14 protein-coding genes are annotated in these 14,021 nt (G+C 65.4%); 11 read left to right on the forward strand and 3 right to left on the reverse strand.

The annotated features are described in order from the left end of the window. Window positions 1–49: 49 nt before the first annotated feature. Window positions 50–1,363 carry an amino-acid N-acetyltransferase gene (argA, locus tag ABIB42_RS02940; RefSeq protein ID WP_040774841.1) on the forward strand — a complete coding sequence of 438 codons (1,314 nt, stop codon included), beginning with the start codon at window positions 50–52 and terminating at the stop codon, window positions 1,361–1,363. A 38-nt stretch (window positions 1,364–1,401) separates the two neighbouring features. Continuing rightward, window positions 1,402–1,674 (forward strand): oxidative damage protection protein, encoded by a 273-nt coding sequence (locus ABIB42_RS02945; protein ID WP_005662929.1) that lies wholly within the window; start codon window positions 1,402–1,404, stop codon window positions 1,672–1,674. A 59-nt stretch (window positions 1,675–1,733) separates the two neighbouring features. On the opposite strand, the gene ABIB42_RS02950 is transcribed toward ABIB42_RS02945, so the two are convergent. Beyond that, on the reverse strand, window positions 1,734–2,039 hold the full coding sequence (locus tag ABIB42_RS02950) for a hypothetical protein (RefSeq protein ID WP_429247879.1): 306 nt from the start codon (window positions 2,037–2,039) through the stop codon (window positions 1,734–1,736). A 13-nt stretch (window positions 2,040–2,052) separates the two neighbouring features. Next, window positions 2,053–2,730, reverse strand: coding sequence for a ribose-5-phosphate isomerase RpiA (gene rpiA / locus ABIB42_RS02955; protein WP_005662933.1), 678 nt, complete (start codon window positions 2,728–2,730; stop codon window positions 2,053–2,055). 179 nt (window positions 2,731–2,909) lie between these two features. On the opposite strand from rpiA, the gene ABIB42_RS02960 reads away from it, so the two are divergent. The 5 genes from ABIB42_RS02960 (at window position 2,910) to ABIB42_RS02980 (ending at window position 8,556) form a co-directional block, all read left to right on the forward strand. Next, window positions 2,910–4,127 (forward strand): efflux RND transporter periplasmic adaptor subunit, encoded by a 1,218-nt coding sequence (locus tag ABIB42_RS02960; protein WP_429247880.1) that lies wholly within the window; start codon window positions 2,910–2,912, stop codon window positions 4,125–4,127. Next, window positions 4,124–4,861 (forward strand): ABC transporter ATP-binding protein, encoded by a 738-nt coding sequence (locus ABIB42_RS02965; RefSeq protein ID WP_429247881.1) that lies wholly within the window; start codon window positions 4,124–4,126, stop codon window positions 4,859–4,861. The genes ABIB42_RS02960 and ABIB42_RS02965 overlap by 4 nt, the downstream gene beginning before the upstream one ends. Then, window positions 4,858–6,081: an ABC transporter permease gene (locus ABIB42_RS02970; RefSeq protein WP_229520507.1), complete on the forward strand. Its 1,224-nt coding sequence runs from the start codon at window positions 4,858–4,860 to the stop codon at window positions 6,079–6,081. Before ABIB42_RS02965 ends, ABIB42_RS02970 begins: the two co-directional genes overlap by 4 nt. Before the next feature lie 137 nt (window positions 6,082–6,218). After that, complete coding sequence (locus ABIB42_RS02975) at window positions 6,219–6,587, forward strand: membrane dipeptidase (protein WP_429247882.1); 369 nt, start codon at window positions 6,219–6,221, stop codon at window positions 6,585–6,587. Window positions 6,588–6,885: 298 nt separating this feature from the next. Beyond that, window positions 6,886–8,556, forward strand: coding sequence for a methyl-accepting chemotaxis protein (locus ABIB42_RS02980; protein WP_429247883.1), 1,671 nt, complete (start codon window positions 6,886–6,888; stop codon window positions 8,554–8,556). 207 nt (window positions 8,557–8,763) lie between these two features. On the opposite strand, the gene ABIB42_RS02985 is transcribed toward ABIB42_RS02980, so the two are convergent. After that, a complete protein-coding gene (locus ABIB42_RS02985; RefSeq protein ID WP_184239154.1) occupies window positions 8,764–9,693 on the reverse strand; it encodes a LysR family transcriptional regulator in 930 nt (309 codons plus the stop codon). Window positions 9,694–9,800: 107 nt separating this feature from the next. Between ABIB42_RS02985 and ABIB42_RS02990 the strand changes: the two genes are divergently transcribed. From ABIB42_RS02990 to ABIB42_RS03005, 4 genes are read left to right on the forward strand one after another with little or no spacing between them, the layout of a single operon-like run. Continuing rightward, window positions 9,801–11,144 carry a CitMHS family transporter gene (locus tag ABIB42_RS02990; protein ID WP_267871916.1) on the forward strand — a complete coding sequence of 448 codons (1,344 nt, stop codon included), beginning with the start codon at window positions 9,801–9,803 and terminating at the stop codon, window positions 11,142–11,144. Between the two features lie 31 nt (window positions 11,145–11,175). Next, on the forward strand, window positions 11,176–12,519 hold the full coding sequence (locus ABIB42_RS02995) for an acyclic terpene utilization AtuA family protein (RefSeq protein ID WP_429247884.1): 1,344 nt from the start codon (window positions 11,176–11,178) through the stop codon (window positions 12,517–12,519). 1 nt (window position 12,520) lies between these two features. Next, on the forward strand, window positions 12,521–12,820 hold the full coding sequence (locus tag ABIB42_RS03000; protein ID WP_184239153.1) for an AtuA-related protein: 300 nt from the start codon (window positions 12,521–12,523) through the stop codon (window positions 12,818–12,820). Window positions 12,821–12,873: 53 nt separating this feature from the next. Further along, window positions 12,874–13,965, forward strand: coding sequence for a porin (locus ABIB42_RS03005; protein WP_005665988.1), 1,092 nt, complete (start codon window positions 12,874–12,876; stop codon window positions 13,963–13,965). Window positions 13,966–14,021 lie beyond the last annotated feature (56 nt).

Below are 14,021 nucleotides of genomic sequence, written 5' to 3' on the forward strand. Positions count from 1 at the left end.
TTTACAAGGATTTGGTGCGCACAACGCGCAGCGAATTATAATGCGGCAAATGGAAACTCCTACCCAATTCGTCCAGTGGCTGCGCTCGGTCGCGCCGTATATTCATGCGTTCGGTGGCAAGACCTTCGTGGTCGCCTTCCCGGGCGAACTGGTCGCCTCCGGCGCCCTGCCGGTGCTGGCGCAAGACTTGTCGCTGCTGGTCGGCCTCGGCATCCGCATCGTGCTGGTGCACGGTTCGCGGCCGCAGGTGGCCGAGCAGCTGGCGCTGCGCAACGTCGAAGGCCGCTTCCACGACGGCGTGCGCATCACCGACACCGCCGCGCTGGAATGCGCCAAGGAAGCCGCCGGCGAGCTGCGCCTCGACATCGAGGCCGCCTTCAGCCAGGGCCTGCCCAACACGCCGATGTCGAACGCCCAGATCAGCATCGTCTCGGGCAACTTCGTGGTGGCCCGTCCGCTGGGCGTGATCGACGGCGTCGACTTCGAGCTCACCGGCGTCACCCGCAAGATCGCCGCCGAGAAGATCCACCCGATCCTGCAGACCGAGGACAACCTGGTGCTGCTGTCGCCGCTGGGCTTCTCGCCGACCGGCGAGATCTTCAACCTGACCATGGAAGACGTGGCCGCGTCGGCCGCGATTGCCCTGCACGCCGACAAGCTGATCTTCATCACCGAATCGCCGATGATGAAGGATGCCGGCGGCGCCGAGCTGCGCGAATTGTCGTCGCACATGGCCGAAGCCGTGCTGCAGGCGGGCTTCCTGTCCGATTCCGCCGCGTTCTACCTGCAGCACGCGATCAAGGCCTGCAACGCCGGCGTCGACCGCGCCCACATCATCCCTTACGAGATGGACGGTTCGGCCCTGCTCGAGGTGTTCACCCACGACGGCGTGGGCACCATGATCAGCCACGAGAACCTGGAAAGCCTGCGCCAGGCCACAATTGAGGACGTCGGCGGAATTATCAAGCTCATCGAACCGCTGGAAGCCGATGGCACGCTGGTGTATCGCGGGCGCGAGCTGATCGAGCGCGAGATCGACCAGTTCTCGGTGATCGACCACGACGGCGTGATCTTCGGCTGCGCGGCGCTGTATCCGTTCCCGGAATCGAAGATGGGCGAGATGGCCTGCCTGACGGTGAGTCCCGATGCGCAAACCCAGGGCGACGGCGAGCGCATACTCAAGCACATGGAAAACCGCGCGCGCGCCGCCGGCCTCACGAAACTGTTCGTGCTGACCACGCGCACCTCGCACTGGTTCAAGAAGCGCGGCTTCGTGCCGGCCACCGTGGACGATCTGCCAAAGGATCGGCAACACATGTACAACTGGCAGCGCCGGTCACAGGTGCTGATCAAGACTTTATAATACCGGTTTTAGACTGTCACGGATAACAGGAGTACACGATGGCCCGCACCGTCCACTGCATCAAACTGAACAAGGAAGCCGAAGGCCTGGATTTCCCGCCGGTCCCAGGCGAGATGGGCAAGAAGCTGTATATGTCGGTCTCGAAAGAGGCATGGCAGCAATGGCTGAAGCATCAAACGATGCTGATCAACGAAAACCGCCTGAACCTGGCCGACGACCGCGCGCGCAAATACCTGGCGACGCAGATGGAGAAGCATTTCTTCGGCGAAGGCGCCGACCAGGCGATGGGTTACGTGCCGCCGACCGCCTGATCGAAGCGCATCCCCCATGAAAAATCCCGCGAGCGGCGCCTGCCGTCAGCGGGATTTTTTTACATCTTGCGGCACTGGCGCAATTCGCAGCGCGCCATGAACACCTTGCCATCCTGGCACTGCATCCGGTAGATCTCGATCGGCCCCGGCTCCGTGATCAGGCCTGCGCCCTGCTCGCTGGCGCAGGCCTGCGCCCTGGCCAGCTGCTCGACCGTGGTCGACGACACGCCGACCTTGAACGGCACGCGCTGGATCTCGACGACGTCGGGTGACGGCGTCACGGCCGGCTCCGACAGATCCACCCCGCTGCCAGCGACGGCACAACCGCCCAGCAGGACGGCCGCCGCAATCCACGCGCGCTTCATGGCAACTCTCCGGTCAGAGCGACAGGGTCTTGACGCCTTCCGCCGTGCCCAGCAGGCAGACGTTGGCGCCGGCCTTGGCGAACAGGCCCACGGCGATCACGCCGGTGATCTGGTTGATCTCTTCTTCCAGCGCCACCGGATCGGTGATCGACAGGCCGGCCACGTCGATCAGTTCACCGCCGTTGTCGGTGATGAAAGGCTGGTCGGTGCCGGGTTTCAGGCGCAGCTTCGGCTGGCCGCCAAGCGCCGCCAGCTTGCGCATCACGACCGCACGCGCCATCGGGATCACCTCGACCGGCAGCGGGAATTTACCCAGCGTGTCGACCAGCTTCGAACCGTCGGCGATGCAGACGAACTTCTTCGACACCGACGCCACGATCTTCTCGCGCGTGAGCGCCGCGCCGCCGCCCTTGATCATCGCGCCTTGCGCGTTGATCTCGTCGGCGCCGTCGATGTAGACGGCCATCGATTCGACGTCGTTCAGGTCGAACACCGGGATGCCGTGGCCGCGCAGGCGGGCGGCGGTGGCTTCGGATGAGGCCACGGTGCCCTTGATGCGGTCCTTGATCTTCGCCAGTTCGTCGATGAAGAAGTTGGCGGTCGAGCCGGTGCCGACGCCGATGATTTCACCGTCGACCACGTAATCGATGGCGGCGCGCGCCACTGCTTGTTTCAGTTCGTCTTGAGTCATGATGCGGGTTGGTAGGTAGAAAAGAATACGCCATTCTAGCGGATTGGCACGATCTTCCTGCCGAAAAACCGCGGTTCTTCCTGGTATATGCATGCCTCGATCATGCAGCTCGCATTTGCCAATCTTTTACCAAGGCATCACACTCGATACTTTACTTGCCGTTCGTTTGCCTGGAACCAATGAAAATCTTTACCAAGAAACGCATCGTCATCGCCACCGCCGTCCTCGTCGCCGTCGCGACCGCCGCGGTGCTGCTCAAGCCCAAGGACAACGTCGTCCCGCCGTCGAAATACCGCAGCACCGCGGTCGACCGCGGCGCCATCAACCAGACCGTGACCGCCACCGGCACCATCAACCCGGTGGCCCTGATCAACGTCGGTTCGCAGGTCTCGGGCACCGTGGCCGAGCTGCACGCCGACTTCAACGACCGCGTCAAGAAGGGCCAGGTGCTGCTCAAGCTGGAGCCGACCATCTTCAACGCCCAGGTGGGACAGGCCGAAGCCAGCATCGCCTCGGCGCGCGCCAACCTGCAGCTGGCCCAGGCCACCTACAAGCGCAACGAGCAGCTGGTGGCGCAGAACTTCGTCTCCAGCCTGGCGCTCGACCAGTCGCGGCGCGAAATGGACGTCGCCGCCGCCAACCTCAAGCTGGCCCAGGCCCAGTTCGAGCGCGCGCGGGCGGACCTGAACAACAGCGTGATCCGCTCGCCGATCGACGGCGTGGTGATCAAGCGCACCATCGACCTGGGCCAGACCGTGGCGGCCTCGTTCAACACGCCGAACCTGTTCCAGATCGCCAACGACCTGACCAAGATGCAGATCGACACCAGCGTGTCGGAAGCCGACGTCGGCCTGCTCAAGGACGGCTTGCCGGCGCGCTTCGTGGTCGACGCCTATCCCGACCGCGAATTCAACGCCACCATGCGCCAGTTCCGCCTGGCGCCGAACGTGGTGCAGAACGTCGTGACCTATAACGTCGTGCTCGACGTCGACAACGCCGACGAACTGCTCAAGCCCGGCATGACGGCCCAGGTGCGCCTGGTGGTGGCGAACCGCCCCGACGTGCTGCGCATCCCGACCACGGCGCTGCGCTTCCGCCTGTCCGAAGAAGAGCAGGCGGCCGAGCGCAAAAAAGTGAAGGAAACGGACAAGGACGTGAAGCAGGTGGCCGCCAAGCCGGCGCCGGCCGCCGCCCAGGACGACGACGTCGCCTTCCGCAGCGCCAGCGAGACCGCGCGCATGTTCAAGATTTACAAGCTCGATGCGATGAACCAGCCGCAGCCGGTCGACATCCGTACCGGACTCTCCAACTTCCGCTACACCGAAGTGCTCTCGGGCGACCTGAAACCGGGCGACCGCGTGGTGACCCGTGCGCTGTCCCAGCCGGAGAACCAATGACCGGGCCACTGATCGACATCCGCGGCGTCACCAAGACTTACCTCAGCGGCAGCGTCGAGACGCCGGTGTTGCACGGCGTCGACATGACGGTCGAGCGCGGCGACTTCGTGTCCATCATGGGCGCATCGGGTTCCGGCAAGTCGACCCTGATGAACATCCTCGGCTGCCTCGACCAGGCCAGCGGCGGCACTTACCTGCTGGACGGCGTCGACACCCGCAGCCTGGGACGTCCGCAACTGGCCGACATCCGCAACCGCACCATCGGCTTCGTGTTCCAGAGCTTCAACCTGATCAAGCGCATGTCGGTGGCGGAGAACGTCGCCCTGCCCCTGATCTACGGCGGCGTGGGACGCGGCAAGGCCCATGCGCGCGCCATGGCCGAACTCGAACGGGTGGGATTGGGCGCGCTGGGACAGCGCACGCCGAGCCAGCTCTCGGGCGGCCAGCAGCAGCGCGTCGCCATCGCGCGCGCGCTGGCCACCGATCCGCCGCTGCTGCTGGCCGACGAACCGACCGGCAACCTCGACACGCAAACCAGCGACGACATCATGCACAGCTTCCAGCAACTGAACCGCGAGCGCGGCATCACCATCGTGCTGGTGACCCATGAAGCCGACGTCGCCGCCTACAGCCGCCGCCTGGTGCGCCTGAAGGATGGCCGGGTGCTGTACGACGGGCCGGCCGCCGAAGGCCTGCGCCAGTTCGCGAGCGTGCAGATCGGAGTCGCGCCATGAACCCGATCCAGGTATTGATCGAATCGTTCCGCTCGATGGCGGCCAACCGCCTGCGCACCGCGCTGACCATGCTCGGCATCGTGATCGGCATCGCCTCCGTCGTGCTGCTGCTGGCGCTCGGCGACAGCATGCAGCGCTTCATCGGCAAGCAGCTGCAGATGCTGGGCACCAATATGGTCTACATCATGCCCGGCGGCGACCGCACCGCGGCCCAGCGCGCCCGCGAAGGCAAGGTCGCGGTGCTGACCCGGGGCGATGCCGAGGCCCTGAACGCCCTGCCCAGCCTGACCGGCGCGGCGCCTGCGTTGCAGGGCAGTTTCAAGGTCAGCGCCGGCAACGAAAACCTGAGCAGCACCGTGCTCGGCGTGACCCCGGCCATGTTCACGATCCGTAACTGGAAAGTCGACCAGGGCACCTTGTTCGGCGAGGCCGACGTGCGCGCCGGCGCGCGGCTGGCGGTGATCGGCCAGAAAGTGGCCGACCAGTTCTTCTACCGCGCCGACCCGCTCGGGCGCTACCTACGCATCGAGAACGTGTCGTTCCAGGTGATCGGCGTGCTGGCCGGCGAAGGCCGCCAGCCCGACGGCACCGACCTGTCGGAACAGATCGTGGTGCCGATCACGGCGGCCAGCGCCCACCTGGTCAAGTCGCCGTTCCCGCAGAACGTCCACTACATCAATGCCCAGGGCCGCCCGAACGTGGCGATGACCGATGCGATCGAGGACATGAAGGAAGTGCTGCGCGACCGGCACCGGATCCGGGTCGACGATCCGGACGACTTCCGCATCCAGAACCTGAGCGAGATCGCCGACACGGCCAACAAGATCAGCGCCGGCGTCGCCCTGCTGCTCGGCCTGATCGGCGCGATCTCGCTGCTGGTGGGCGGGATCGGGATCATGAACATCATGCTGGTGTCGGTGACCGAAAGGACGCGCGAGATCGGCATCCGGATGGCGATCGGGGCGCGCCCGAACGCCGTGCTGCTGCAATTCCTGGCCGAGGCGGTGGTGATCTGCCTGGCCGGTGGATTGGTCGGGATCGCGATCGCGGCCGGCGGGGCGGCGCTCATCACCACGTTCGCGGATTTCGAGGTGTACCTGACCTTGTCGGGCATGCTGATCGCGTGCGGGTTCGCGACGGCGGTCGGGATGTTCTTCGGGTTTTATCCGGCGCGGCGGGCGTCGCGACTCTTGCCCGTAGACTGTCTCAGATACGAATAACCAGAAGTATTGCCTTCTCGATAGTCACCTCGCAGTAATTAGGAACTCACATGGGCCCACGTTACGATCTGAAGAAAATAATATTCCTATTGGACCGATTGCATTCAGAAAATTCACCTTGGAAGAGCGAACTGAAGATGGGACCGCAACGCGCGGCGCTGTTCGACCGGCTCGAACACATCGGCAAGCTGGCGCCGCCCGAGCAAGCCGCGCTGGGCAAGGAGTGGCTGGCGCTCGATACGGTCGAACCGTTGTGGCAGACCAGCTTCGAACAGTACATCGCCTCGCTCAAGCACCTGATCGCGGTGGCCGGCATCGATCACGTGTGCATGGGCGCCGATTTCGACGGCGGTGGCGGCCTTACGGGACTGGACAACGTGGCGCACCTGCCGCGCATCACCCAGCGCCTGAAGGCGGACGGCATGTCGGACGCCGACCTGGAAAAGCTCTGGAGCGGCAACCTGCTGCGCGTGCTGGAAGCGGCGGAAAAACACGCGTCCTTGTAGGCGATTGTCGAAGATTTGTTAAAAATAGGCCCCGGCCATATATATGATGGCACTATAAATCCATACCCGAATTATATTGAATAGTAGATAACTCTAATATGTAAGTGTTATTGGCCAGTAACATCCATACATTATTTCGTTTCCTGTTCGCAACATCGGAGGCAAAAACCACACTTTTGGGTTTCCCACGGCCAGCTACAACGTGTACTTTTGACCGAACTCAGTGACGTTGCTCTGGCGTCACATGCCTGGATTTAACAAGTCACTGGCCGGCCTTTTGTTCTCGGAACTGGAAACCATGAAAATCAAAGATCTCAACATCGGCGTTCGCCTCGGCGCCGCCTTTGCCGTCATCCTCGCCATGATGGTCATCATGCTGGGCACCGCGCTCTGGCAGCTGAAACATATCACCGACGCCAAGGAAGAGATGGCGACGGCCACCGAGAAAGCCAAGCTGGCCCAGGAAATGCGCGCCGGCATCATCACCAACGCCGTCAGCACGGTGGCGAAGATCCGGGCCATCGACCCGGCCGACGAGCAGTCGTACGAAGAGGGCATGAAGGCGATCAGCAAGCGCGCCGGCGAGCTGCAAAAAATCTTCGAACAAGTGATCGTCGCCCCCGGCGGCAAGGTGCTGCTGACGGCGCTGATCGAACAGCGCGCCAAGTACAGCGCGGCGCGCAACCAGGCCTACAAGATGAAGACCGAACTCGGGGCCGGCAATCCGGAACTGCTGGCCTTCCTCGACACCAAGGTCATGCCCGAGATGCGCGCCTATACCGAGGCCGCCGGCAAGCTGGCCGACTTCCAGGAAAAGATGGCCGCCGATGCCAATGCCAGCATCGACGCCATCAGCGCCTCGGTGCAGCGCACCTTGATCCTGATCGGCGTCGCCGCGGTCGCCATTGGCGCCGTGTTCGGCTGGCTGCTCACCCGCAGCATCACCCACCCGCTGGCGCGCGCCGTCGGCCTGGCCCAGCAAGTGGCGTCGGGCGACCTGACCGCCGACATCCACGTCGATTCGCGCGACGAACTCGGCGCCCTGACGGGGGCGCTCAAGACCATGAACGAAAGCCTGCTCAAGACCGTTACCGCAGTGCGCGCCGGCACCGAAACCATCGTCACCGCATCGCAGGAAATCGCCTCGGGCAACCTCGACCTGTCGTCGCGCACCGAGCAGCAAGCCAGCTCGCTGGAAGAAACCGCCTCGTCGATGGAAGAGCTGACCGGCACCGTGCGCCAGAACGCCGACAACGCGCGCCAGGCCAACGTCCTGGCCAAGAACGCGTCCCAGATCGCCTCGCACGGCGGCGAAGTGGTGTCGCAGGTGGTGGCGACCATGGCGTCGATCAATGAGTCGTCGAAGAAGATCGGCGACATCATCGCCGTCATCGACGGCATCGCCTTCCAGACCAATATTCTGGCGCTCAACGCCGCGGTGGAAGCTGCGCGCGCAGGCGAACAGGGCCGCGGCTTCGCGGTGGTGGCCAGCGAAGTGCGCAACCTGGCGCAGCGCTCGGCCGGCGCGGCCAAGGAAATCCGCGGCCTGATCACCGACTCGGTGGCCAAGGTCGACGCCGGCGGGCGCCTGGTCGACGAAGCCGGTACGACCATGCAGGAGATCGTGGAGGGCATCACCCGCGTGACCGACATCATGTCCGAGATCGCCTCGGCCAGCGCCGAGCAGACCATGGGCATCGAGCAGGTCAACGAAGCCATCACCCAGATGGACAGCGTGACCCAGCAGAATGCCGCGCTGGTCGAAGAAGCCGCCGCCGCGGCCGGCTCGCTGCAGGAACAGGCGAGCGCGCTGGCGCAGATCGTGAGCGTGTTCAAGGTCGGCGACGAGACTGCCGTGCGCAGCGCCCGGCGCGCACCGGGCGGCCACGCACTGGTCGTGCGCAAGCCGGCCTCCCGCCGTGTCGAGCGCACCTTGCAGGAAGAAGTCGAAGAAGACGCGATCGCCTGATCCGCCTTGCCTGTCACCCCTGTCGCGGCGACCTACCACCTGCGCGTCGCCGCGTACACTAACGACCTCGGGCGCATTCGCCTCATCGCTCGGCCAAAAAGCCACCAAACGGACGTCCACGAAACCATCAAATTACTTCGTAAATAGACCTGTTCGTGCAAGGCCGTCCCCACGGACGGGCGACGTCACGCCGCGCCGGCCGGACGACTAGACGTCCACCGGCGCCGCGCCGCGTGGCCGGCCGTGCGTGGAAAGCCGTGTCTCGATCAGTTCGAGCATCCCCTGGGCGGCACTCGACAAGGCCCGGTCCTTGCGCTGCACGATCAGGATCGGCCGCACCACGGCGGCCGTCTCAAGCGGGATGGCGACCAGGTCCAGGCTGCGGAACTGGAACAGCGTCAGCTCGGGCACCAGGCTGACGCCCAGGCCGTGGCCGATCAGGCCGGCCACGGTGGCCAGATGTTCGACCTCGAGCCCGGAATGGCGCACCGCCAGATCGCGCGTGAGCTGGTCGACGTGCTGGCGCACGCTGGTCGACGGCGCCAGGTGGATCAATTCACAGCCCGCCAGGTCGGCCACCCTGATCTTGCGCTTGCGCGCCAGCGGATGGTCGCGCCGGCACACGAAGAAAAACGGATCGCTGCACAAGGTGCGGGTATCGAATTCCGACAGGTTGGCTCCCGGGGCGGTGAGCGCCAGATCGACCTTTCCCTGCCGCAGCAGGTGCAGGCACTGGTCCGACAGCGCGTCGAACAGCTGCACCGTGATGCCCGGATAGCGCGCCTTGTATTGCGCGATCACCTCCGGCAGGCCGTTCGCCGCCAGTGAAGGCAGGACGGCCAGCGCCACCCTGCCCTTGCGCCGGGCGATGAAATCGCTCATGTCGGTGAAGGCGGCGTCCAGGTCGGACAGCAGCGTGCGCGCCACTTCCACGAACAGTTCGCCTTCAGTGGTCAGCGTGACGTTGCGCGTGTCGCGCTGGACCAGCCTGGCGCCGACGGTCGCTTCCAGCTTCTGGATCACGGCGCTGAAGGCCGATTGCGACAGGTGGCAGCGTTCGGCCGCCTGCGTGAAATGACGGTGCTGGTCCAGCGCGAGAAAAGCCTGCAGCTGCCTGGTGGAGATATTCGGAAGCATCGTCCCGGCCACTTATCGAAAAAACCGCATAATCAATCGGAAAAATCCATTTTACAAGAAAAACCAAGCGACCCCAGAATGGACTCAAGTGCTGCATCGACAAGCACATCAAAAAAGATTGGAGACTTCCCATGCTGGCCTTCCTCGGCTTCGTCACTATTTTCGCGCTGCTGTTCGTCATCCTCGGCAGGAAGATGTCCGCACTGGTCGCATTGATCGCGATCCCCGTGCTCACCGCGCTGGCAGGCGGCTTCGGCCCCCAGGTCGGCACCTTCATCACCGACGGCATCCGGGCGATCGCGCCGATCGCCGGCATGCTGGTGTTCGCCATCCTGTTCTTCGGGGTGCTGACCGATGCCGGCATGCTCGACCCGATCGTCAATGGGGTCCTGAAAATCGTCGGCACCCATCCCGCCCGCATCACGCTCGGCACCGCCGTGCTGGCGGCGATCGTCCACCTCGACGGCTCCGGCGCGGTCACCTTCCTGGTGGTGGTGCCGGCGATGCTGCCCTTGTATATCAAGCTGCAGATGGACAAGCGCATCCTGGCCTGCATCGTCGCCATGGCCGCCGGCGTCGCCAACGCCCTGCCCTGGGGCGGACCGACGCTGCGCGCCTCGGCGGCGCTGCACATCCCGATGTCCGAGCTCTACCTGCCCATGGTGCCGGTGCAGATCGCCGGCATGCTGTTCGTCTTCGCCTGCGCCTGGCTGATGGGCATGCGCGAACAGCGCCGCCTCGGCCTGGACGGCGCCATGCTGGCCGGCGCCAGCGCCGGCGCGGCAAGCCATCATGTGCACGAGATCGACGAAGAACAGCTGAAGCTGCGCCGGCCGCGGCGCTTCATCGTCAACGTGCTGCTCGTGATCGTGGTGCTGGCGACGATGATCACCAACACGCTCGATCCGGTCGCCTGCTTCATGCTCGGCACCGTGGTGGCCCTGTTGATCAACTATCCGGACGTCGCCGAACAGCGCAAGCGCGTCGATGCACACGCCAAGGCCGCCCTGATGATGGCGAGCCTGCTGTTCGCGGCCGGCGTCTTCACCGGCATCATGAAAGGCACCGGGATGCTGACCGCGATGGCCCAGCTGCTCGCGGCCAGCATCCCGGCCAGCCTGGCCAGCCACCTGCCCTTCGTCACCGGCCTGGCGTCCATGCCGCTGAGCCTGATTTTCGACCCCGACTCGTTCTACTTCGGCGTGCTGCCGGTGCTGGCCGAAGCCGGCGCGGCCCTCGGCGTGCCGCCGGTGCAGCTGGCCCAGGCCTCGCTGATGGGCCAGATGACCACCGGTTTCCCGGTCAGCCCCCTGACCCCGGCCACCTTCCTGCTGGTCGGACTGGTCGGCATCGACCTCGGGGAGCACCAGCGCTTCACGATCCCGTACCTGTTCGCCACCACGGTCTTCATGACCTGCGTCGCGGTGCTCGTCGGCCTGTTCCCCTTCTGAAGACCCCATTGACCACATCCAGGAAACCATCATGAAAACCCTACGCATCGGTGGCGGCGCCGGCTATTCGGGCGACCGCATCGAACCGGCCCTCGAACTGGCCGAACGCGGCGAGCTCGATGTCCTCATCTTCGAGTGCCTGGCCGAACGCACCATCGCCCTGGCCCAGCAGGCCAGGATGAAGGATCCGGCGCTCGGCTACGATCCGCTGCTCGAAGCGCGCATGCTGGCGGTGCTCGAGACCTGCGCCGCCAAGGGCATCAGGATCATCACCAATATGGGCGCCGCCAACCCGCTCGCGGCCGCCGCCAAAATCAAGGAAATCGCCCTCTCGCTGGGCATCGAGGGCCTGAAGATCGCCGCCGTCACGGGCGACGACGTCCTCGATCAGCTGCGCCAGGGCGACTACCTGGACGATACCGGAGAACCGGTCAAGGCCCTGGGCGAGCGTCTGCTGTCGGCCAATGCCTATCTCGGCGCGGCGCCGCTGGTCGAGGCGCTGGCGCAGGGCGCCGACATCGTCGTCACCGGTCGCGTGGCGGACCCCGCCCTGGTGCTGGCGCCGGCGATCCACGCCTTCGGATGGGCGATGGACGACTGGGAGCGGCTGGGACAGGGCACGCTCGCCGGCCACCTGCTCGAATGCGCCGGCCAGGTCTGCGGCGGCTACTTCGCCGATCCGGGCCGCAAGGACGTCCCCGACCTGGCGCGGCTGGGCTTCCCGATCGCCGTCATCGGCGACGACGGCAGCCTCGAGATCACCAAGGTGGCCGGTTCCGGCGGCAGCGTGACCACCGCCACCTGCACCGAACAGCTGCTGTATGAAATCCACGATCCGGCCGCCTACCTGACGCCCGACGTCGTGGCCGATTTTTCCGCTGTGACCATGCGCCAGAGCGGGCCGGATCGCGTGGCGATCGACGGCGCCGGCGGCCATCCGAAGAGCGGCATGCTGAAGGTCTCGATCGGCTATGTCGACAGCTATGTCGGCGAGGGCCAGATCTCCTACGCCGGGCCGGGCGCCCTGGCGCGCGGGCGCCTGGCGCAGGAGATCGTGGCCAGCCGGCTCGCGCTGACCGGGGTGGCGCTGACCGAAGTGCGCTACGACCTGATCGGCGTGAACAGCGTCAACCCGCTGCAGGGCGAGAGCCTGGCGCCGGGCGCCGAGCCGCTCGAGGTGCGCCTGCGCGTGGTGGGGCGCGCCGACAGCATGCGTGAGGCGGTCCGCGTCGGCAACGAAGTCGAGACCCTGTACACCTGCGGACCGGCCGGTGGCGGCGGGGCCACGAAGTCAGCGCGCGAAGTGGTCGCCATCCGTTCCACCCTGCTGCCTGCCGCGCGGGTCGCCCCGGCCATCCACTTCGAGGAGACCTGACATGAAACTACGCGATATCGCGCATTCGCGCGCCGGCGACAAGGGGGACATCTCGAACCTGTCCCTGATCGCTTACCGCCAGGAAGACTACGCCCTGCTCGAACACTTCGTTACGGCGGAGCGGGTGCGCCGGCATTTCGCCGGCATCGTGCACGGCGAGGTCACGCGCTACCTGCTGCCGCAACTAGGCGCGATGAACTTCGTCATGCAGCGCGCCCTCGGCGGCGGCGTGACCCGTTCGCTGGCCCTGGACGCCCATGGCAAGTCGCTCAGCTCGGTGCTGCTCGACATGGATATCTAGCCACCGTCGTCCAGCAGCACGCTTCACCCATAAAAAAATCGAAGGAGACAGGCATGAACACATCGGCGGCGATTCGCATCGCCATGCTCGCACTCGCCTATGGCGCCGCCAGCAAAGCGGCGACGGCGCAATCGAACCTCACGATCTATGGCGTCGCCGACGCCGGCATCGTGTCGGAACGCGGCGGCGCGGCCGGCAATATCACGAAGGTCAGCAGCGGGGTGGCGTCCGCCTCGCGCCTGGGCTTTCGGGGCTCGGAAGACCTGGGCGGCGGCGTCTCGGCGCTGTTCGTGCTCGAGGCGGGCATCTCGATCGACACCGGCGCCCTGGCTTCTTCGAGCCAGGCCTTCAACCGCCAGTCCTTCGTCGGCCTCAAAAGCCGCGAGTCCGGCAGCCTCACCATCGGCCGCCAGTACACGCTGACCTACAACGCCCTGGGCCAGGTGGGCGATCCTTTCGGCAGCGGCATGTCGGGGAGCGCCAAGAACCTGTTCCCGGTCGCGGGCGCCAACCTGCGCGCGAACAATTCGATCATCTACGCGACGCCGGTGAAGAACGGCTTCAGCGCGGAAGTTTTGTATTCGCTGGGCGAAGTCAGCGGCGCGAGCAGCGGGGCCGGACGCCAGTACAACGTCGGCCTCAATTATTCGAAGGGAGCGGTCAACGCCCGGCTGGCGCACAACCACCGCAACAACGACAACGCCACGCTCGCCGGCACGGCCAGCGGACGCAACACGCTGTTCGTGGCCAATGTCGACTTCAAGGCGATCAAGGTGTTCTTCGCCTACAGCCGGGACCAGGGACCGAACAGCGCGCCGCTGAACAATGCCACGCCGCTGCCCTATGGCCGGGAGTTCAATCCCACGCTCGAGGGCGACGACACGCTGGTCGGGGCCACCATCCCGGTGGGCGCCGCCGGCACCTTCGTGACCTCGGTCATCCGCAAGAACGACAAGACGGCGCTGAACCAGGACGCCGTGCAGTACGCGGTGGGTTACCTCCACGCCCTGTCCAGGCGCACCAGCGCCTATACCTCGTACGGGATGATCGACAACAAGAATGGCGCCGGCTACACGGTGGGTAACAACGCCGAGGCGGGTTCAGGCGACCGGGCTTTCAATATCGGCTTGCGGCACAGCTTCTGAGCTAGGCCGGCCTGAAACGCAGCGCCAGCCAGCGCGCCGGCCTCGCGGTGCAGGTT

This window comes from Massilia sp. UYP32 (genome assembly GCF_050434365.1).
In the GTDB taxonomy this organism is placed as follows: Bacteria; Pseudomonadota; Gammaproteobacteria; order Burkholderiales; family Burkholderiaceae_D; genus Telluria; species Telluria timonae.

Bases quoted from the DNA above. Each gene is read 5' to 3' on its own strand.
- argA (WP_040774841.1), top strand. From the start codon at position 50: ATGGAAACTCCTACCCAATTCGTCCAGTGGCTGCGCTCGGTCGCGCCG.
- ABIB42_RS02945 (WP_005662929.1), top strand. From the start codon at position 1,402: ATGGCCCGCACCGTCCACTGCATCAAACTGAACAAGGAAGCCGAAGGC.
- ABIB42_RS02950 (WP_429247879.1), bottom strand. From the start codon at position 2,039: ATGAAGCGCGCGTGGATTGCGGCGGCCGTCCTGCTGGGCGGTTGTGCC.
- rpiA (WP_005662933.1), bottom strand. From the start codon at position 2,730: ATGACTCAAGACGAACTGAAACAAGCAGTGGCGCGCGCCGCCATCGAT.
- ABIB42_RS02960 (WP_429247880.1), top strand. From the start codon at position 2,910: ATGAAAATCTTTACCAAGAAACGCATCGTCATCGCCACCGCCGTCCTC.
- ABIB42_RS02965 (WP_429247881.1), top strand. From the start codon at position 4,124: ATGACCGGGCCACTGATCGACATCCGCGGCGTCACCAAGACTTACCTC.
- ABIB42_RS02970 (WP_229520507.1), top strand. From the start codon at position 4,858: ATGAACCCGATCCAGGTATTGATCGAATCGTTCCGCTCGATGGCGGCC.
- ABIB42_RS02975 (WP_429247882.1), top strand. From the start codon at position 6,219: ATGGGACCGCAACGCGCGGCGCTGTTCGACCGGCTCGAACACATCGGC.
- ABIB42_RS02980 (WP_429247883.1), top strand. From the start codon at position 6,886: ATGAAAATCAAAGATCTCAACATCGGCGTTCGCCTCGGCGCCGCCTTT.
- ABIB42_RS02985 (WP_184239154.1), bottom strand. From the start codon at position 9,693: ATGCTTCCGAATATCTCCACCAGGCAGCTGCAGGCTTTTCTCGCGCTG.
- ABIB42_RS02995 (WP_429247884.1), top strand. From the start codon at position 11,176: ATGAAAACCCTACGCATCGGTGGCGGCGCCGGCTATTCGGGCGACCGC.
- ABIB42_RS03000 (WP_184239153.1), top strand. From the start codon at position 12,521: ATGAAACTACGCGATATCGCGCATTCGCGCGCCGGCGACAAGGGGGAC.
- ABIB42_RS03005 (WP_005665988.1), top strand. From the start codon at position 12,874: ATGAACACATCGGCGGCGATTCGCATCGCCATGCTCGCACTCGCCTAT.